The sequence below is a fragment of the Clostridium disporicum genome (genome assembly GCF_001405015.1).
Lineage (GTDB): Bacteria > Bacillota > Clostridia > Clostridiales > Clostridiaceae > Clostridium > Clostridium disporicum_B.
Genome location: NZ_CYZX01000018.1, coordinates 50,985 through 72,804, shown reverse-complemented (window position 1 = coordinate 72,804; position 21,820 = coordinate 50,985). Strand labels below are relative to the sequence as shown.

The 21,820-nt window shown below is 29.3% G+C and carries 19 protein-coding genes; 3 read left to right on the top strand and 16 right to left on the bottom strand.

The window, feature by feature from the left end:
- Positions 1-113 precede the first annotated feature (113 nt).
- The 9 genes from ARA56_RS12340 to cdaA form a co-directional block, all read right to left on the bottom strand.
- A complete protein-coding gene (locus ARA56_RS12340; protein WP_070205695.1) occupies positions 114-530 on the bottom strand; it encodes an FMN-binding protein in 417 nt (138 codons plus the stop codon).
- A gap of 155 nt (positions 531-685) precedes the next feature.
- On the bottom strand, positions 686-1,108 hold the full coding sequence (locus ARA56_RS12335) for an FMN-binding protein (protein ID WP_055267109.1): 423 nt from the start codon (positions 1,106-1,108) through the stop codon (positions 686-688).
- 332 nt (positions 1,109-1,440) lie between these two features.
- Positions 1,441-2,784: a phosphoglucosamine mutase gene (gene glmM / locus ARA56_RS12330; RefSeq protein WP_055267107.1), complete on the bottom strand. Its 1,344-nt coding sequence runs from the start codon at positions 2,782-2,784 to the stop codon at positions 1,441-1,443.
- Between the two features lie 173 nt (positions 2,785-2,957).
- On the bottom strand, positions 2,958-3,797 hold the full coding sequence (locus tag ARA56_RS12325) for an AIM24 family protein (RefSeq protein ID WP_055267105.1): 840 nt from the start codon (positions 3,795-3,797) through the stop codon (positions 2,958-2,960).
- Positions 3,798-4,020: 223 nt separating this feature from the next.
- Positions 4,021-5,091: a butyrate kinase gene (gene buk, locus ARA56_RS12320; RefSeq protein ID WP_055267103.1), complete on the bottom strand. Its 1,071-nt coding sequence runs from the start codon at positions 5,089-5,091 to the stop codon at positions 4,021-4,023.
- Positions 5,092-5,115: 24 nt separating this feature from the next.
- Positions 5,116-6,024, bottom strand: coding sequence for a phosphate butyryltransferase (gene ptb / locus ARA56_RS12315; RefSeq protein ID WP_055267101.1), 909 nt, complete (start codon positions 6,022-6,024; stop codon positions 5,116-5,118).
- 142 nt (positions 6,025-6,166) lie between these two features.
- Positions 6,167-7,765, bottom strand: coding sequence for an NAD(P)/FAD-dependent oxidoreductase (locus tag ARA56_RS12310; RefSeq protein ID WP_055267100.1), 1,599 nt, complete (start codon positions 7,763-7,765; stop codon positions 6,167-6,169).
- 261 nt (positions 7,766-8,026) lie between these two features.
- The gene (locus ARA56_RS12305; RefSeq protein ID WP_055267098.1) at positions 8,027-9,271 is read right to left on the bottom strand and encodes a CdaR family protein; all 1,245 of its coding nucleotides are present in this window, start codon (positions 9,269-9,271) and stop codon (positions 8,027-8,029) included.
- Positions 9,238-10,095 carry a diadenylate cyclase CdaA gene (cdaA, locus tag ARA56_RS12300; RefSeq protein WP_055267096.1) on the bottom strand — a complete coding sequence of 286 codons (858 nt, stop codon included), beginning with the start codon at positions 10,093-10,095 and terminating at the stop codon, positions 9,238-9,240. The genes ARA56_RS12305 and cdaA overlap by 34 nt, the downstream gene beginning before the upstream one ends.
- A gap of 159 nt (positions 10,096-10,254) precedes the next feature.
- Between cdaA and ARA56_RS12295 the strand changes: the two genes are divergently transcribed.
- Complete coding sequence (locus tag ARA56_RS12295) at positions 10,255-11,253, top strand: hypothetical protein (RefSeq protein ID WP_055267094.1); 999 nt, start codon at positions 10,255-10,257, stop codon at positions 11,251-11,253.
- Between the two features lie 64 nt (positions 11,254-11,317).
- Complete coding sequence (locus ARA56_RS12290; protein ID WP_055267092.1) at positions 11,318-11,908, top strand: cell wall hydrolase; 591 nt, start codon at positions 11,318-11,320, stop codon at positions 11,906-11,908.
- Between the two features lie 210 nt (positions 11,909-12,118).
- On the opposite strand, the gene iadA is transcribed toward ARA56_RS12290, so the two are convergent.
- The 6 genes from iadA to ARA56_RS12260 form a co-directional block, all read right to left on the bottom strand.
- Complete coding sequence (gene iadA, locus ARA56_RS12285; RefSeq protein WP_055267090.1) at positions 12,119-13,291, bottom strand: beta-aspartyl-peptidase; 1,173 nt, start codon at positions 13,289-13,291, stop codon at positions 12,119-12,121.
- 68 nt (positions 13,292-13,359) lie between these two features.
- On the bottom strand, positions 13,360-13,884 hold the full coding sequence (locus ARA56_RS12280; RefSeq protein ID WP_055267089.1) for a chromate transporter: 525 nt from the start codon (positions 13,882-13,884) through the stop codon (positions 13,360-13,362).
- A 3-nt stretch (positions 13,885-13,887) separates the two neighbouring features.
- Positions 13,888-14,421, bottom strand: coding sequence for a chromate transporter (locus ARA56_RS12275; RefSeq protein ID WP_055267087.1), 534 nt, complete (start codon positions 14,419-14,421; stop codon positions 13,888-13,890).
- Positions 14,422-14,587: 166 nt separating this feature from the next.
- Complete coding sequence (gene ptsP / locus ARA56_RS12270) at positions 14,588-16,207, bottom strand: phosphoenolpyruvate--protein phosphotransferase (RefSeq protein ID WP_055267085.1); 1,620 nt, start codon at positions 16,205-16,207, stop codon at positions 14,588-14,590.
- A gap of 172 nt (positions 16,208-16,379) precedes the next feature.
- Positions 16,380-17,414, bottom strand: coding sequence for a ribonucleotide-diphosphate reductase subunit beta (locus ARA56_RS12265; protein ID WP_055267084.1), 1,035 nt, complete (start codon positions 17,412-17,414; stop codon positions 16,380-16,382).
- Positions 17,415-17,567: 153 nt separating this feature from the next.
- On the bottom strand, positions 17,568-19,799 hold the full coding sequence (locus ARA56_RS12260) for a ribonucleoside-diphosphate reductase subunit alpha (RefSeq protein ID WP_055267082.1): 2,232 nt from the start codon (positions 19,797-19,799) through the stop codon (positions 17,568-17,570).
- A gap of 314 nt (positions 19,800-20,113) precedes the next feature.
- Between ARA56_RS12260 and ARA56_RS12255 the strand changes: the two genes are divergently transcribed.
- On the top strand, positions 20,114-20,971 hold the full coding sequence (locus tag ARA56_RS12255; RefSeq protein ID WP_055267080.1) for a YitT family protein: 858 nt from the start codon (positions 20,114-20,116) through the stop codon (positions 20,969-20,971).
- A gap of 135 nt (positions 20,972-21,106) precedes the next feature.
- Here ARA56_RS12255 and cwlD read toward each other — a convergent pair whose 3' ends face one another.
- Positions 21,107-21,811, bottom strand: coding sequence for an N-acetylmuramoyl-L-alanine amidase CwlD (gene cwlD / locus ARA56_RS12250; RefSeq protein WP_055267078.1), 705 nt, complete (start codon positions 21,809-21,811; stop codon positions 21,107-21,109).
- Between the last annotated feature and the right edge of the window lie 9 nt (positions 21,812-21,820).

The window sequence follows — 21,820 nt, the reverse complement described above, 5'->3', positions numbered from 1 at the left end:
AAGTTTTTCATATTATTACTATGCGCAAAAAAGGAAGTTCAAATTCGAACTTCCTTTTCTTTATCGGCAAATATCAAATTTTTTTTGATACAGCCCCTTTTTCATATTAGTTACTATTTAGCTTGTTCTAAAGCGTTTTGAACTGCATCTACGAATTCTTGAACTGAAATTGTAACTCCTGATACTGCATCAGTTTTTCCATCAGTTACATTTAATTTGCTTAAATCAAATTCATTAGAAACGATAGCTTCTTCTAATAAATCAACTTGCTCATGCCACTTCTTTCCTGGAGCATTGTTCATATCGTAAGTTCCTGCCTCAGAAGCTTCTGCTTTACTTGAACCATTATCTTCTACATTATCAAGCTCAACTGAAACTGGCTTACCTTCTTCAAATTTAACTGTAGCTTTAGTTGTTCCACCAAATCCACCTGGAACTTCTCCTACTTTTTCTCCTGTAAATGCTTTTGACCCACATCCAGTTAATGTCATAGATGCTAATAATACAACTGCAATTACTTTCTTTTTCATAAGTGTCATTCCCTAAAACATATAATTTTCTATATTTTTTTTGTTTTTTCGGCATGATAAATTATACATTTTAGCGTTTATGTTGTAAAGTAAATTTATTTTAAACAAAAAGGTATCATTCATTTTTGAATGATACCCACTTATTATATCAATTATTATTTAGCTTGTTTTAATGCATCCTCAACTGCGTCTAAGTAACCTTTAACTTTTATTGTAACTCCTGATACTGCATCAGTGTTTCCTTCGTCATTTGTTAAAGTTACTTTGCTTAAATCAAAGTCGTTAGCTACGATGAACTCTTCTAATAAGTCAGCTTGTTCGTGCCATTTCTTTCCTGGTTCATTTTTCATATCATAAGCACCTGATTTAGAAGCTTCTGATTTCATTGATCCATCAGCTTGTTTAACATCAATGTCTACTGCTACTGCTTTACCATTTTCAAATTGAACAGTTGCCATAGTTACATTTCCTTTTGAATCTTCTATTTCTCCAACTTTTTCTCCTGTAAATCCTTTAGATCCACATCCTGTTAATGCCATAGCTGCTAATAATGTAACTGCGATTACTTTCTTTTTCATAAATATTATCCCCCTAAAAAATAATTTTATTAATCGTTATCATGATAAGATTGTACAACAAATTTGTTATTTTTTCAACATGATTGTTAAAATTAACACAACTTTACCTGCTTATCAATTATCGGTTATTTTTTTACCACTTTATTATTTGTATGACTATTTTTTTATCATTTTATCATTTTTCTTTAAATTTCACCCAATTCTTTTTTACTAAATTAAAAAATCTTATTCGCTAGTCTTATGTTTTTTCTATACTTCTAATGTTATTTATAAAATTGATTTAACTATAATTTACTTGAAAAATAAAAAGACCACTTGTGTGGTCTTTAATTTTATATTTTGCTTAGTATTAAGTTAGCAAGATCATGGGCCATTTTATCGATTTCTTCTTGATTTTCACCTTCAAGCATAACTCTTATTAGAGGTTCAGTTCCTGATGCTCTTATTAACACTCTACCTTTTCCATTAAGCTTAGCTTCAATTTCCTTAATAGAGTTTATTATTTCTTCATCTTCTAAGTATATATTCTTCTTATCATTAGTAACTCTAGCATTTACTAATACTTGAGGTAGCTCTTTCATTATTCCAGCTAATTCACTTAAAGTTTTTCCTGTATGCTTTTTAATAGATGCAACTTGAAGTGCTGTTAATAATCCATCTCCAGTTGTATTATGTTCTAAGAATATTATATGTCCTGATTGTTCTCCCCCTAAAACATATCCATTCTTAAGCATTTCTTCTAATACGTATCTATCTCCAACTTTAGTCTTAATAGTCTTTATATTTTCTTTCTTACAAGCTATATCTAGACCAAGGTTACTCATCACAGTTACTACTAAAGTATCATCCTTTAACTTTCCTTCGTCTTTTAAGTGCTTAGCACATAAAGTTAAGATATAATCTCCATGAATTAAATTTCCTTTTTCATCAACAGCCATACATCTATCTGCATCACCATCAAAAGCAAATCCTAAATCACAATTCTTTCTTACAACATAATCCATTAATTCTTCTGGATGAGTTGATCCACAAGCATCATTAATATTTTCTCCATCTGGATTATCATTGATTACTCTAACTACTGCACCTAACTCTCTAAATGCCTTAACTGCTGCTTCGTAAGCTGCTCCATTAGCACAATCTAATCCAACTCTTACTCCTTTTAAATCACCTGTAATAGTTGACTTAACAAAATCTATATATTCATCTAACGCTCTTGGTTCAGTACTACATCTACCTATAGCTCCTCCTATTGGTGATGGAACCTCTGCGAAGTTACTTTCTATAACTCTTTGTATTTCATCTTCTATACTATCATCTAATTTATATCCTCTATTATCAAAGAACTTTATTCCATTATCTTGAACTGGATTATGAGATGCTGAAATCATTACTCCTGCATCAGCATTATATTTTCTTGTTAAATAAGCTACTGCTGGTGTTGGTACAACTCCTAACAATACAGCCTCTGCTCCTACTGAAAGTATCCCTGCAACTAAAGCTGCTTCTAACATATCCCCTGATATTCTTGTATCCTTAGCTACTAGTATCTTTGGTTTATGTGTACCTTCTGTTAAAACATAAGCTCCAGCTCTTCCTAAACTATAAGCAATATCTGCAGTTAATTCAGTGTTTGCTACACCTCTTACTCCATCAGTTCCAAACATTCTACTCATTTAAATTACCTCACTTATTTTTATTGTATATACTTTAATGAACTAGTAAAACCCCACTATAGTATACATCGTATTCCTTTAATTTACAACTTGATAACAAAATCGTCTATTTATAATATATTATATCCATAAGTTAGTATTCAAATTTAAACTTTAGTTATTTGAACTTATAATTAATATATTTCATCATTCTCATCATCGTCATCAAAATTTTCTTTGCAAATATCACTGCTTATATTAAAAGTTTTGTTATAAATATTTTTTGTAGGAATTATCCAAGCTTCTCCTATCCCAGTATATATATCAACCTTATCATCATTATCAGATATATCCCTAATTATAGTATTTCCAGAACTCTCTACTGATAATTTTACATTTCCTGTTCTCAATACTACTAAATCATCTTTTACTACTAGTTTATCTTTATAAAGTTTACATCTTAATATCTCACTTTCAGGTACTGGAATTTTTAATAAAACTATCCCACTTCCTTTTAGCTTCAATTGAACAATATCCTCATCATCTTCTTTCATTTGAGATGTCCTTTTCATAATTTTATATATTTCAATTTCCTCTTCACAAGCATAAAATATATTATCATCTATTATTACTTCATCATCTTCTAACTCTACCAACGTAAAATATTCAAGGGTTTGTTCTAAAAACACCTCCCCTTTACCTTCAATTATTGGTTTAATCATAGATTCATCTATTTTTTTATTTTTAAATAACCTCTGTGAAAATTTAGATGTAACTTCTATATTACTTTTTATAGAAACGTCACCTTTCATAAAGCTTAAAGCTCCAGGCTGTACTTTAACCGAACTATTATCTAAGATTATTCTAGCTTGCTTAAGAGTTATCCCATAATTCTGTAATCTATTTATATTTATTGTATTCTCAATCGAACTTACTCCACTTAAGTTTTCATACTCAAGTATTTGAAAAGTTGAATCATTAATCATTTCTGAAATCATAGTTAATTTATTATTAATATTAACAGTTGTTCTCATCCTCTTCACCCCTTGTCCAAATTCTTGACAAGTATTTAATTTTTAATACGAATTAATATCATTTCTTTAGTTATCCATCCACTTAAATAAACTTAATTGCTTCATATGCAGATATATAGAGTTGAAATTATATATATTAATAACAAAAAAGAGCAAGACTCATTTTAGTTAAGAATTAATTCTTAACTTTAAATATTGTCTTGCACTTTAATTTTATATTATCTTAAACGTACTTTTTTGCTTTTTCTTCTCCACTAAGAACTCTAATTGCCCCTTGTGCTAATGCTAACAATTCATCTTCTCCTGGATATACTACTATTGGTGCAATCCATCCTACATACGAATTTATATCATCACATACTTTTTTTCCATAGGCAATTCCACCTGTCAAAATAATAGCATCGACTTTGCCCATTAATACTGTTGCCATACTTCCAATTTCTTTTGAAATTTGATATATAAATGCATCATATATTAATGATCCGTACTTATCTCCTTCTTGCTTTAGCTTTAATACATCTCTTGCATCGTTAGTATTTAAATATGCTACATAGCCACCTTTACCAACTATCTTACTAAATACCTCAGATTCTGTATATTTCCCACTATAACACATCTTTATTAAATCACCTACAGGAACTGATCCTGCACGTTCTGGTGAGAATGGTCCATCACCATCTAATGCATTATTAACATCTATAACTCTTCCATTTTTATGAGCTCCAACAGAAACTCCTCCACCCATATGAACAACTATTAAATTAAGATTTTCATATCCTTTGTTAGTTTCTTTTCCATATCTCTTTGCTACAGCTTTTTGATTTAAAGCATGAAATTTACTCTTTCTTGGTAATTCAGGCATTCCTGAAATCCTTGCAATATCTTGAAGTTCATCTACTACTACTGGATCAACTATAAAAGCCTTTATTCCTAATTCATCAGCTATTTCCTTCGATAATATTCCCCCTAAATTAGATGCATGTTGCCCTTGTACTCCTGCTTTTAGATCTTCTATCATAGACTCATCAACTTCATAAGTTCCTCCTGGCATAGGTTTAAGCATTCCACCTCTACCAACTACAGCATCTAAAGTAGTTATATCAAATTTCTTATTTTTCAACACATCTAAAATAACATTCTTTCTAAAACTTTTTTGGTCATAAATAGTTTTATAAGAAAGAATCTCTTCTGCTGAATGCCTTAAAGTTTCAACTAAAACTTCATGTTCTCCATCATATACTCCTATCTTAGTTGATGTTGACCCTGGATTTATTATAAGTAATCTGTATGACATTTCTCAATCTCCCTCTTTATCCGTTTATTTCTTTGATTCTGCAACTAATGCTGCTAAAGCTATAGAATTTACCTTAGTTTCACAACTGTCAGCTCTAGATGTCAAAATAACTGGAGCTGATGTTCCTACTAAAATACCACCATTCCTAGTTTTCGCTGTATATGTTAATGCTTTATACATTACATTCGCAGCCTCAATATTTGGAAATAATAATATGTCTGCTTTTCCAGCAACCTCACCTTTTATACCCTTATGATGAGCTGCCTCTTCAGATAACGCATTATCTAACGCTAATGGTCCATCTACTATACATCCCTTTATTTGACCTCTATCATTCATCTTAGATAAAAGTGATGCATCTACTGTTGCCGGCATATCTGTATTCACAACTTCTACAGCACAAATTGGAGCTACCTTTGGGTACTCAATACCACAAGCTTTCGCTACCATCACTGAATTATTAATAATCTGAGCTTTTGCCTTAATGTCTGGATAAGTATTAAATGCTGCGTCTGTAAGTAATATAAGTCTATCTATACCATCGATTTCAAATACTGCAACATGAGACATAAGCTTTCCTGTTCTTAATCCTACTTCCTTATTTAATACACCTCTTAAAAATGTAGCTGTATCTATAAGACCTTTCATTACCATATCAGCTTGTCCGGTAGATACTAACTCCATAGCTTTCAATGTAGCTTTTTGTGGATCCTCTTCGTTTATTATTTCAAATTTACTTAAATCCATATCAATATTTTTAGCTATTTTTTCAATTTTAGCCTTATCTCCTACTAGAATTGAATCTACAACTCCTCTATCTTTTGCTAAATTAACAGCTTCTAAGACAGGTTCATCTTGAGCTACCGCTACAGCTAATTTCTTAGTACTTACAGCCTTTAATTGTGAAAATAATTCTTCAAAATTCTTTCCCATATAACACCTCATACTATTCCATACTTTTCTTTATTTAATTATTTGTTTACCCATTAACCATTATACCATCATTTTACTATTTTAAAATTATTTGTAATAAAAAAAATCCTGAAAATAAACTTTTCAGGATTTTTTACTATATTTAATAACACTTATATTTTCCTATTATTCTTTCTGCTACTTTTATTCCATCAACTGCTGCTGATATTATTCCTCCAGCAAACCCAGCTCCTTCACCTGCTGGATATAATCCATGCATAGATATACTTTCAAGATTTTCATTTCTTGTTATTCTTACTGGAGCAGATGTTCTAGTTTCTATTCCTGTAAGAACAGCATCAGTTCTTCCATACCCTTGTATTTTCTTATCAAAGTTAACTACACCTTCTTTTATAGCTTCAACTACATAACTCGGTAAGCACCCTCTCATATCAACTAATTCATATCCTGGCTTATAACTAGGATTTACAGCTCCTAATTTAGTAGATTTTCTATTATTTAAGAAATCACCTAATAACTGAACTGGTGCATTATAATTACTTCCTCCAAGTTTAAAGGCTAAACTTTCATAATGTCTTTGGAACTCCATACCTCTTAATACATCATTTCCTTCAAAGTCCTCTGGACTAACTGTAACTACTAAAGCAGAGTTTGCATTTTCTAAATCTCTAGCATAATAACTCATTCCATTTGATACTAATCTATTCTCCTCTGAAGAAGCTGCAACAACAACTCCACCTGGACACATACAGAATGAATAAACCCCTCTATTTAAATCTTTACTTTGATATGTAAGTTTATAATCTGCCGCTTTTAATCTCGGATGATTATGATATTTTCCATACTGAGAAATATTTATCATTTCTTGTGGATGTTCTATTCTTACACCTACTGCAAAAGCCTTTGGCTCCATAAATATACCAATTTCTTTTAACATCTCATATGTATCTCTTGAACTATGTCCTAAAGCTAAAACTAGAGCATCACAAGGTATTTCTTCGCCATTCACTATTATGCTCTTTATTTTACCATCTTTCCCATTTATGTATTCAAGCTTTGAAGAGAACATAACTTCTCCCCCAAAAGCTATAATCTTTTTTCTTATATTCTTAACTACATCTTTTAATATATCAGTTCCAACGTGTGGCTTAGCTTCATATATAATTTCAGCAGGTGCACCAGCTGAAACTAATTGCTCTAAAACATAGTCGCATCTTTTATCTTTAATTCTTGTAGTTAATTTTCCATCTGAAAATGATCCGGCTCCCCCTTCTCCAAACTGAACATTAGATTCTAGGTTTAGTTCTCCATTATCCCAAAATCTTTTTACTGTTTCAGTTCTTTTATCTACATCTTCTCCTCTTTCTATAACTAATGGTCTATATCCTTTTTCAGCTAACATTAACGCTGCAAATAACCCAGCTGGACCTAGACCTACTACAACAGGTCTACTATTAAGTTCTTCAGTTCCAGGTTCTACATCTGGATCATACTTTGTATCATCTATTTTTACATTGTTATCATGAAGTCTATCAACAATTTTCTTTTCATTTTTATGATTAACTTCAATAGCATATGTAAACTTAATATTATTTTTATTTCTTGCATCTAAACTTTCTTTTATAATTTTAAAGTTTTCTATTTCATCAATTGAAATCTTTAATTTCTTACTTACTCTTTTCTTTAAAACTTCTATATTATCATCTAGTCCAAGTACTATATTATTAATTCTTATAGTCATATAATCACCTTTCAAATTGTTATTTATGAAACTACAACCGTTATAGTAATAATTTCCACTTACAAAATTATAATTCATTCTGTAAAAATTTATTTAAATAAATGACAGATTTTGAATTTAACTTCTGTATACTTTCTTATAGTTCTATATTTTATCATATCTTAATTATTAATACAGTTTTTTATAAAAAAATAAAGCCTGCTATTAAGCTGACTTTATTCATTAAGCATAACTTATAAATTTCTAATTATTCATAAAAAACTACTCTGTTGGCGTAGTTTCCGTAACTACTTTTTCTAAATTAAATGATACTTTATCTAGAACTTCTAATCTAACTTTATCATTAGGAGAATTTAATGTTATCGCTGGATATTCAGTAAATTGCCCTGCTTCAGTATAACTTGATAAATCTAAGTTAGCTGTTATAGATTCTGCAGTTATATTCTTTATATCTTCTTCATAACCAATAACCTTAACTCTTACTGTCTTATTTGTAACATCCAGATTTAACCCGTCAACAACTCCATTTAAAGCAACATCTACAGTTACTTCTTTACTTGATTCATTTTCTACAGTAATAGTTACAGAAACACTATTAACATCTCCTAAATTAACTTGTACTTTATCTGGTATTTTTAAATCTACATCTATAGTTGTATCACCTGTAATATTTGATAAATTTACTGGATTAGTTTCAATAACATCAATAGTATCTAAAATTTCTTTAGGACCACTTAATTCTACTTCTTTGTAATTTGATGTAAAATCCTTTAATCTTATTCCACTTATTAATTCACCTACTGTATTTACTTTAACTGGAACAATTTTGCCTTCATTTACATTTATCGTAGCATCAATCGTATCTTGAGATAATGTAACATTATCAACCTTATTTCCATTTTCATCTACTGGATATAAATGATAACTTTTTGAAATAGTTTCACTTAAATTATATTCTTCCCCTCTAGCTACTACAGAGGCAACATTATCTATAGCTGATTTTGGTCCACTGATAGTTACTTTGTCATTACTAAATTCTATTGGTGCAACATAATATGTTGGTTTAGCTATTATATTTATATCAGAGGTTATTTCTATATCCTTTTTAACATACTCCTCTATATATATAGTTAGAGTCAATGAACTATTATTTTTTATTGCTACTCTAGCCGGTGAATCCACTATATGAACTGGGATTTTATTAGCTCCAATCTTATATGCATATTCGCTTAAATCTATTACAATCTCAAAATCATCCTTATTTATTTTACGCAAATCTTGAGTTGTTCCTTCAATCTTTAGGTTAACAAAAAATTGCTGATTAGGTGCTAATGTTAGATTAGAATCTTTAAGCACTCCTTCGTTCATAAGTTGAACCGGCACTTTATTTATATCTTGTGTCTTAATTGGATTTTCAACATTTGTCACATAAAACCATAAAGCTATGGATAACAAAAGACATACCATTTGAACTATTGCTTTTTGTTTATTATTCCAGTTATCCATAATTTCACCTTCTTGCCTGCTGTTTTAACTCTCTTTTCTTCTCTATGCTCCATTATCTTTAATAAAACTACTCTTAATTTTTCTTTATCATAATTTCTAGTCAATCTACCATTGATAGCTAATGATATTGTTCCTGTTTCTTCAGAAACTATTATTACTATTGCATCTGATATTTCAGATAACCCAATGGCCGCTCTATGTCTAGTTCCAAGTTTTTTATTGATATCTTTATTTCCTGTTAAAGGTAACACACACCCTGCTGCTAATATCTTATTCTTCCCTATAATCGTTGCACCATCATGTAATGGCGTATTCACTACAAATATATTTTCTAAAAGGTTGGCTGAAATTCGTGCATCTAATACAGTTCCATTAGATATTATTTCAGCAAGCCCAGTACTTTGCTCAATAACTATTAATGCTCCTGTCTTTGTTTCAGCTAAATTAGATACTGCTGTTACTATTTCTTTTACATATATATTTCTCTTCTCACTATCTTCAAAACCATATACATCTTCAAAAGCACTTCTTCCTAAATGCTCTAATGCTCTTCTTATTTCTGGTTGAAAAATAATAACTACCGATAATACTCCTATAGTTAATGTCTTATTCAATATAAAATTCAACATAGTTAATTTTAATAACCCACTTATAGGAATTAAAATTACTATAAAAACTATACCTTTCAATAATTGTTCTGCTCTAGTTTCTTTTATGAGCATATATCCTTTATAAAAAATAAATGCAACTACTAAAATATCCACTATAGACATTATTGAAATATTTGCTAGTGAATTTGTAACCACTGTAAAAAATTCTTGCATTTAGTCCACCACCATAATTTTTCTAATTAAAATTATACACCATTATTCCAAATCTTAGTATAAGAAATTTTATTTTATTATTTTTCCTTAACTTATTAATATTTATTTATTTTCACTAATATAAATTTATGTAAAGAATACTTTTTGGAGGTGTATATAATGGAAATTTTTAAAACTAAACTTCGTGAAAACAAAAAGTTTATATTAATTATATTCTTAGTACTTTTACTGGCATTTATATCTATAGCATTTATTTATAATTATAAATTTAAAAATAACAATTCTAAATCTAATACATTTGATTATATAGTTGAAGAAATAAATGCTATAAATAATTCAATCAAAGACTATCCTACTGAATTTAATCTAAACAATGAAAGCATAGTTACTTCTCTTAGAAATAATATAAATAATTTAGAAACAATTAAAAATGATTTACGTGCTTTAATTATTCTAGATGATTACACTAGAGATATATCTTCAAAAATTCTCTCATCTATAGAGTCTGCCCAAACTTTATATAATTGTTGTATTTCATCTCTAGAATATCAAAATATATCATCTTCTTCTGAATATGTAACTAAAATAAATGAACAACAATTTGATTTATTAAAAAGTTATAGCGATTTAAATTATTTAGGCATAGACATAAAATTCAATGATAGCTCTTTAGTCTTTTTTGATAAGTTGATAAATTACTTGAATAATTTAGAAATTGTTACTAAAAAAAATAATATTAGTACATCTCAAGGTGAAGCATTTATGAAGAACTTCAAAACTGCTGTTAATAATTTTTCTGAATTAGTTGAAGATCTTGAGCCTGCTATATCAAAAGTCCGAGAAGACAATAGATCATTTGACTCTATACTTAATGATATAGCTGATAAAGAAAGTAAATTCTTAAATATAAAAAGCAATATTAATAGTATATCTATTCCTGAAGGCTATTTATCATATTACAATGCTTTAATTGACACCTTTAACTTATACTCTAACTATTTAAAAACATTAAAAGTAGCTATAATATTTGAAAAATCATCTACTAATTATAAAGATAATAAAGATTCTATAGATAAGAATTATGAGAATGCTTTTTCTAAACTTGACGATGTAAATGACTCATTAAACTCTTTAAATAAGTCTTTAGAAAATTTTTAGTATTAATTTTCTTCTTTTGGGTAAAAATATTGTTTGATTGGGTTATATCCAAAAGGAGGTTTTTATGAAAAAATTAAAACAAATATTTTCTTTTATTTTGACCCTTTCCCTTTCAGTACTATATAGTTATCCTAAATTTGCTTCTGAAAATGATATAAATATCATTAATGATAGCGCAAATATACTTTTAACGACTAGAGAAAACAACAATTTAATAAATAATTTTATAGATATATCCAATGATGAGTATGTAGAAGTTTTTAGCCAAAATGATAAAATGATTTATTTAACTCAAAATGATATATATCTTATGTCGCAAATAGTTTATGCTGAAAGTAAAGGGGAACCCTTTGAAGGAAAGGTAGCGGTTGCATCGGTAATACTTAATAGAGTATTATCTCCTAACTTTCCTGATACTATTGAGGAGGTAGTATTTCAACCAAATGCTTTTTCTTGCGTCATAAATAACGAAATACAAGTATCACCTACTCAAGAATGTTTTGATGCAGTTCATGAGGCTATAAATGGCCACGATCCAACTAGAGAGGCCTTATTCTTTTATAATCCTGAAATTGCAACCTGTAGTTGGATGCAAGAAGTTGATAAAACTAATATAACCCCTATAGGTCATCACGTTTTCTTTTCACTGTATTAAATAAATTGCGTAGCACTTTGGTGAAAAGTTTGACTTTGTCAAAAGGGAAAATGCCACTGACGTGACAGTGAAAATATTGCCTATGGCAATGATGGAAAGTATCTATATTAATAGCTTTCACTTTAACTTCAGTTAAATTTTCACTGCTACGATAGTAGCATTTTCACCTCGACGTAGTCGACTTTTCGCTTATGAGCTTCGCCAACAATACTATTCAAATGTTCCTTTTACAACAGCCTCTCCTTTTTCAACAACTATTTTTCCTTTCGCTATTACCATATCTATATCTAAACTTTCTTCGTCTACTATTACAAAATCTGCATCTCTTCCTCCTGTTATCCTTCCCTTATTATCAAGCTTAAGTATATTTGCTACATTAGAAGTTATTACTTTTATAGCCTCTTCTATTGGTACCTTATGTTCTTTTATACTCTCTTTAACCTCTCTATATAAACTTGATACTGAGCATATTCCTAACCCTACTAAATGTCCTTGTTCATCAAATTTAGGCATACTTCCATTAGCATCTGAAGAAAATGTTATATGTTCTATATCTACTCCATTTCTTAAAAGAGTTGATAATCCTTCACCGGCTCTTATTTCTCCTGGCTCTAAAAAGTTAGGATCACTACTTGTTGTTAAATCTATAAAACCACCTTTTTTTGCATATAATTCACCTTCATAGAATAACTTATCACTTCTATTTATATGAGTTGGTAATACTTGCGTTGGTGGAATCTCTGTTTCATCTATTAATTTAGATAAATATTCTAACTTTCTTGCTCCATTTCCTAAATGAACATTAACTATCCCAGCCTTTCCAGATAACAAGCCTCCAACTCTAGCACTAGCTACTGTATTTACGAAATCTTGAAATGTTGCTTGAGAACTTCTATGATCAGATAACGCTACTTCTCCAACTCCTATAACTTTGTCGACCATCATCATATCCCCTTTTATACTATCTGTAATGGTCTTTACAGGAATCTCATAAGAACCAGTATAACAATAAGTAGTTATACCTTCTTCTTCTAATCCTTTAGCTTTTGCAATTAATGATCTCATATTTCTACATACTCCATCAGTTCCAATACATCCTACTACTGTCGTTACTCCAGCTTCTATTAGCGTTGATAACTGCATCTCTGGTGTACGTGTCTTAAATCCACCTTCACCACCTCCACCTAATATATGAACATGATTATCTATAAATCCTGGATAAAGTAGCTTTCCTTTCCCATCAATTATTTCTATTGCTACAAAATTATTTGGAATTTCTACATTATCATATATTCCTTCAATTTTATTTGAAGTTATTACTACATCTTTAATTCCTAAATCTTCTGGCGCGTAAACATGTATATTCTTAATAACAGTAATCATTATTCTCCTCCTATAATTTTCTTAAAAACTTTATCTAAGTTATATTTTTATCCTATTAATATTATTAGTTACAAATAAAATATTAGTCCTAATATTGCCGCAATAACTATAACTAAAATTGGATGTACTTTCTTGGAGACTAATATAATTCCTATTATTATAGTTATAATTATGCTTTTTAAATCTACGTATGATTCTTTAGCTAAATCTATAAATGCATATATTATTAAAGCTATAAGTATAGGTCTCATACCAGCTAACATAGCCTTTACAGTAATCGATTCTTTAAACTTATCTAATATCTTATTTATAATTGTTACTAATATAAACGATGTTGTTATAACTCCTAGTGTTGCTACAACACTACCAGCCACTCCTCCAACTTTATATCCCACAAATGTTGCTGAATTTATCGCTACAGGTCCTGGTGTCATTTGTGATATTCCTATTATGTCACTAAATTGAGACATTGATATCCAACAATTATTTTCTACTATTTCCCTCTGCATAAAAGGTAACATTGCATAACCCCCGCCAAAGCTAAATGTTCCAATCTTTAAGAAAACAAAATAAAGTTTAATTAATATTTCCATATATTACACCTGATTTTTTAAGAATATAACTCCATATAATCCTGAAATAATTATTACCAATACAGGGTGTATATTAAAAAATGCCAAAGCAATTATTCCAACAATTATAGTTATTAGTGTTCTTATATTCTTCTCTAGACCTTTTGAAAGGCTTATTGCTCCAATTAAAACTAGCATTGGCACTGCTGCTGTTATCCCTTTAAAAGCTGCATTTACATAATAGTTATCTCTAAATTTCATAAAAAAAACTGCAATGATTAGAATGATTAAAAATGATGGTAGTATTACAGCAAGTAATGCTACCATCGCACCTATAAATCCCCCAATTTTATATCCTAAAAATACTGAAGTGTTAACAGCTAAAGCTCCTGGTAAACTTTGAGAAACAACCAAAATATCCAAAAATTCCTCTTTACTAATCCATCCTTTATTTACTACCACTTCCTCTTCTATTAGTGGTATCATTGCATATCCTCCTCCAAAGGTAAATGTCCCAATCTTAAATATTGATAAAAATAGTTCTAAAGACTTTTTCATAATCTCCTCCATAATTTACCTTTATTCTTTCTTACTGTGAGTATATGATACTTCAATAATCTATAGTTTAAATTTAACAATTTATGATATATTTTTCAATTATTAATAAATAAAAAAAGTACGCCTATTAAGCGTACTTTTTTATCTATTGTTAATTATTTTAATATTACTCTTGTTCTAATATTATCTTCTTAGCTGTTAATATTGATGTAGCACTCATTGAGAATTCATCTAGTCCGTATTCTACTAATGTTGGGATAGCAGCTTCATCTCCTGCCATTTCTCCACACATTCCAACCCACTTACCGTGTTTGTGAGCTCCATCTATAGTCATTTTTATTAATCTTAATACAGCTGGGTGCATTGGATTGTAAAGGTATGATACCTTCTCACTCATTCTGTCTGCAGCTAATGTATATTGGATTAAGTCGTTAGTTCCGATTGAGAAGAAGTCTACGTGCTTAGCTAATTCATCAGCCATAACTGCTGCAGCTGGAATTTCAACCATGATACCCCATTGAGTTGTATCTGAAGTTTTAACTCCTTCAGAATGTAATTCTGCTCTACATTCTTCAACGAATGCTTTAGCTGCTTGGAATTCTTCTAATCCTGAAATCATTGGGAACATTACACAAAGATTTCCGTATACAGAAGCTCTTAATAAAGCTCTTATTTGAACTCTGAATATGTCTTTTCTATCTAAACATAATCTTATAGCTCTATATCCTAAGAATGGGTTCATTTCTTCTGGTAATGGTAAGTATGGTAATACTTTATCCCCACCGATATCTAATGTTCTAATAACGATTTGTTTACCGTTAGCTTTTTCTAAAACAGTTTTGTAAGCTTGGAATTGTTCTTCTTCAGTTGGAGCTGACTCTCTATCCATGTATAAGAATTCAGTTCTGAAAAGACCTACACCGTCTCCACCATTAGCTAATACTTGATCTATATCTTCAGGCTTACCGATGTTACCACAAACTTCAATTCTCTTTCCTGATTTAGTTACAGTCTTAACTTCGATAAGTTTCTTTAACTCTTCTTGTTCTGCTGCAAATCTTTCTTTCTTAGCTATATACTCAGCAATAACTTCTTCTGATGGATTGATTATTGCAAATCCTTCTATACCATCAACGATGATTGAATCACCATTTTTAACTGATTTAGTTATATCTCCTAAACCAACTACAGCTGGGATTTCTAAAGTTCTAGCCATGATAGCAGAGTGAGAAGTTCTTCCTCCGATATCAGTTAAGAAACCTACAACTTTTGATCTATCTAATTGAGCTGTATCTGATGGAGTTAAGTCGTAAGCAACAACTACAGTATTTGCTTCAGTTATAGCAAATCCACTTCCACCTTTTCCTGCTAAGTTAGAGATGATTCTCTTAGAAACGTCTTTAATATCAGCAGCTCTTTCTCTCATATAGTCATCTTCCATTGATTCGAAAATCATAACAAATGTATCTGTAACGCTTTGAACTGCTTTCATAGCATTTAAGCTATCACCTTCAATAGTCATTTCCATTTGACCTGTGAATTCTGGGTCATCTAATAAAGTTAAATGAGCTTCAAAAACTTGTGCTTCGTGCTCTCCTATTTCTGCAAGGGTTTTTTCTTTTATAGCTGTTAATTGTTCTTTAGAAGCGTCTAAAGCTTTCTTTAAGCTTTCTTTTTCAGCAGCTACGTCTGAAACTTTAGCATCAGTTATAACTATTTCTTCATGTTCTTGTATGAATACTTTACCTATTGCATAACCCTTTGATGCAGCAATACCTTTTTTCATTATTGAATTCCTCCCTATACTTAAGCATAAATCTTGTTGTTCTTAAGTTAAAAATTAATTAAAATTTTTATCAAATAATTATCACTAATTTTCATTATAACATATTTTTTATTATTGTTAATAAAAATTGTTTACATTTTTTCCAATCTGAAAAAAATTCTATATTATTTTCCTATAAATCATCTATTAATGTGCTTGCTTTTGCATATGCTGTTGACTTAGCTTCAAAAAAATCTGTTTTTACTGAATTTGCATCTGATAAAGTGTCTACCCAATTAGCAGGATTTTTATCATATCCTTCATATAAAGGCGTTAAACCTATCTCTTTTAATCTTTTATTACCTAAATATTTTATATACGACTCTATCATATTTTTATTTATTCCTTGGATATTATCTCCGATAACATAATGCCCCCAATTTATTTCATTTTCCACTCCACATCTCATCATTTCCCTTAATTCCTCTTTAAGTTCATCCGTAAATAAGGTTTCCTCTTCTCGTTGAAGTTCTCTCATTATGTTTCTAAATAACCAAAGGTGTGTATTCTCATCTCTATTTATATATCTTATTTCTTGAGCTGAACCTGGCATTTTACCATTTCTCTCCAAATTATAAAAAAACATAAATCCTGAATAAAAATATATACCTTCTAATATATAGTTTGCCATTATAGTCTTAATCAAATTCTCTTTTGTAGGTGATTCTATAAAATTATTATATAAATCTCCTATAAATTTATTTCTAGTTAATAAAATTTCATCATCTTTCCATTGATAAAGTATCTCATTTCTCTTTTCTGGTGAACATATAGTATCTAACATATAACTATAGCTTTGAGAGTGAACAGCTTCTTGGAAAGCTTGAATTGTTAAACACAAATTTACTTCACTAGCTGTGATGTAATTATTTATATTACTCAAATTAGCAGTTTGTATTGAGTCTAAAAATATTAAAAAAGATAGTATTTTATCATAAGCTGTTCTTTCTTCTGTTGTTAATTTATTATAATCCTTCAAATCTTGAGAAAGATTAATTTCTTCTGGTATCCAGAAATTATTCATTCCTTGTCTGTACCAATCAGCAACCCAACTATACTTCATATTATTAAAATCATTTAAGTTAGTTGTATTTCCATTAATCATCCTCTTCTTACTTATATCTATATCACCATTTTCATTAAATAATGGCTTTCTATTAACATTCATCTCTCATTTCTCCTCACTTCTTTTTTAGTGACAAATTTAAAATTACAAGTTACTAATAAAATTTCTAAGCAACTTTCTTTAAATAAAATTTTCTAAAATAACCTCAGGTGATTTTATTCCTTAAGTTTTAACTCACTTTAAGTTGTCACTGTTTTAAGCTGAACAGCTTTCACAATCTGAAACAGTTAATGATTTAGATCTTACATAATAAATTGATTTAACACCACATTTACATGCTTCTATATATAGGTTCATTATTTGTCTCATTGTATAATCTGTAGTTATATATAAATTAAATGATTGTCCTTGATCTATATGTCTTTGTCTTATTCCATTTACTTGTATGCATAATTTTTGTTCTATGTTATACGCTGAATTATAATACCAGAAGTTTTCCCAACTTAAATTTGGAGCTGTTTTTGGTATTATACTTCCCTTTTTCTCCTCTAACCAGAATCTTGCCATAACAGGGTCAACACCTTCAGATGTTCCAGCTATAGTAGCAGTAGATCCATTTGGAGCAACCGCAAATAGGTATCCATTTCTCATTCCAAATTCTTTAACATTTTCTCTTAATTCATTCCACATTGGTGAGTTATATTGTCTTAAATCAAAATAATCACCTGTCTGCCAATCAGATCCTTCAAAATATGTATACGAACCTTTTTCTTTTGCTATATTAACACTAGCTTTTATTGCATAGAAATTAATCTTTTCATACACTTTATCAGCAAACTCTAGATGCTTATCTTCTGTCCAATGAATTTTATTATTAGCTAGCATATGATGATAACCACTTGTTCCAAGACCTATAGCTCTGTATTTCTTATTAGTAACTTCTGCAAATGGTACCGCATAATAATTTAGATCAATTACATTATCCATAGCTCTTATTTGAGTTTCTACTACATACTCAATTTCTTTATCTGAATTTACATCTATATTTCCTAAAACTACTGATGAAAGATTACATACTACAAAATCTCCAGCTTTAGTTTTTTCTACTATTATTTTGTCTCCATCTTCATCAATTATTTCTGTTTGTTGTATGTCCATAGCACTTGTATTTTGCATTATCTCTGTACAAAGATTTGAAGAATATATCATACCTTTATGCTTATTAGGATTCATTTTATTTGCTGTATCTCTATAAAAAGCAAATGGAGTTCCTGTTTCTGCAGCACTCTTTATAATTAATCTAACTATATCTTTAACAGACATTACTCTTTTTTCTATTCTTTCATCATTAACACATTCATAGTATTTTTCTTCCCATTCTTCTCCATAGAAATCTTCAAGATTATATCCTTTCACAGTTCTTATTTCGTGTGGACACATCATATACCAATCTGCATCTATATTAGACTCAGCTAGCTTCCAGAAAAGATTAGGATAACAAAGCCCTGGGAATATATCGTGAGCTTTCTTTCTATCATCACCATTATTTGTTCTTAACTGTAAAAATTCTGGTAAATCTTTATGCCAAGCATCTAACCATATTGCAACTGATCCATTTCTAACTCCTAATTGGTCTACTGCAATAGCTGTATCATTAAATAATTTTATCCATGGTATTACTCCGCCTGCAGCTCCTTTAAATCCTCTAATAGTAGAACCCATAGCTCTTACTTTACCAAGATATATTCCCATTCCTCCACCGAATTTAGAAACCTCAGCAAAATTGTCTAATGATTTATATATTCCCTTCAAGCTATCATCTACTGTATCTATAAAACACGAACTCAATTGATAGAATGGTTTTCTTGCATTTGACATAGTTGGTGTTGCCATAGTTGCTTTAAGCGAACTTAAAACATCATAGAATCTTTTTACCCAATACAATCTTTCCTCTTTTTTTTCTGGAATTGCTAAATGCATAGCTATACCCATAAACATCTGTTGAGGTGCTTCTAAAACAGCCCTACTAAAGTCTTGAATTAGATACCTCTTTGCTAATAAATCTATTCCGCTATATGTAAAAATTAAATCTCTTTCTGGTTTTATAAATTTCTCTAATTCATATATATCATCTTTAGAATAACTGTTTAATATATACTCTCCATATAATTTTTTTTCTGTCATATTATTTATGAAGCTATAAAAATCATTATATACATTAGAATCTTCTTCTAATTCTCTGTTTTTTCTTATGTCATCATACAGTTTATCTATATATAATTTTGAAGCTACATATTGCCACTTTGGTTCACTATCTGTTGTTAACTCAAGTGAAATTTGAATTACTGACTTTCTAATCTCATCATTACTCATTGACGGTCTTATTATATTTTCACAACTCTCTATTAGCTTCTTACTTGTATAGATTTCATTTTCCCCTTCTAATCCTTCAACTGCATAGTTACATATTCTTTGTAAATATCCCATAGTTTCCTCCACCATATATAGTATACTTTACTCTTTTTTTCAACACTCTGACACAATATATTGTTAATTATAACTTTGCTATATATACTTGTAAAATTAAAAAATAAATAAAAAAAGAGAAAATAACATATTTTCCTCTCACTTGCTTAAATTATCTATTATTTTTAATAATTAATAACTATTACTATTTAATATATATTATCGTAATTGTCAATATTTTATTGCTAATTTTATTAAAATAATATTAACATCTCTTAGAAACTAATATATAATCAAACTTATGAAAAATAATAATTGTAACATGAGGTGCACTAATGAAAGATTTACTTAAATCAAAAAACTTTTATATTGATGTAGTAGTTATAATTTTAGGGTGTTTTATCTACTCACTAGGAGTTAATCTTTTCTTAACTAATGCAAAACTTGTAAGTGGAGGGGTTACAGGAATAGCTCTTATTTTACAATATGTATCTGATATTCCATCAGGTATTACTGTATTCCTATTAAATATTCCTTTATTTTTTATAAGTTATAAATTTCTTAGTAAAAGATTTACTCTATATACCGCTATAGGTATGCTTTCTATTTCATTATCATTAATAATTACTAAACCATTATCAGCATTAATTCAAGTTAACGACATACTATTATACTGTATATACGGTGGAGTCTTATGTGGTATTGGTATGGGGCTTGTATTTTATAGAAATGGTTCTACTGGTGGAATAGATATTATAACTATGGTAATTAGAAAAAAATATTCTAATTTTGAAATTGGTAAACTTAATTTTGTATTCAACTTAATTATAGTTGCTATTGCTGCACTTATTTTCGGTTTACCACAAGCGCTTTATACACTTATCTCTATGTTCATACAAGGAACTATTTTAGATAAAGTATTAAATGGATTTACAAGCAAGAAATTATTGTTAATCCTTACAGAAAAAGAAAATGAAATTATAAATTACGTTATAAATGACTTGCACCGTGGTATTACATCAATTATGGCTGAAGGTGAATATACTCATAGTAAGAAGAAGATGTTATATGTAGCTATTACTTCTTCACAATTTATTAGTTTAAAAAATAAAATTCTTCGTATTGATCCTAAAGCATTTATTACAATAATTGATGCTTCAGAAGTTAAAGGTAAAGGATTCATAAACATATAGTTAAAAATTAAGAGTTAAAAGTTAAAGATGGAACTACTAATATAGTTTCTAATACAATAAAGTTATTATAATTTTATTCTTTAACTTTTAACTCTTCTCTATTACCCTTTCGTGTTATTTCCCCGGCAATGTTTATTAATTGCTATTATCATTAGTATTATTACTATTTTCATTAAAATATCTATCTATTCCTAAAGAAATTCCATCAACTATTAAATTTTGATGCTCTTCACTCTTTAACTTTACTTCCTCTTCAGGATTAGATAAAAAGCCACATTCAACTAATATTGATGCTCCATCAAACTTATCTCTTAAAATCAAATATGCCTCACCAGCAGGCTTAGCTACTCTTTTATTATTATCTTTAATTGTTTCTTTTAATGAATCTTGAACTATATTAGCTAATGTTGAGCTCTTATCATTAGACGCATACCAAACCTGTGCTCCATAACACTTGCTTTGCGCAAACATATTTTGATGTATAGAGACAAATATATCACAATTAGTTTCTATCTTCATCTCTGTTCTTCTTTTTAAATCATCACGCTTCTTCTCTCTAATAGTACTACCTTTTTGGTATAATCCTTCATCTTCATCTCTAGTCATATATACTGTATATCCCTTACTAACTAGTTTTTCTTTAAGCTTTGTAGCTATTTGGAGATTAATATCCTTTTCTATAGTTCCATTTTTAGATTGAGCTCCTCCATCAATTCCTCCATGACCAGGATCTATTAATATAACTTTAGAATCATCACTTTCTACATTTGCTTTTGCAGACACTGTACAAATTGATAATAAAATAAAAATACTAAATACAAATATAATAATCTTCTTCATATTATTCCT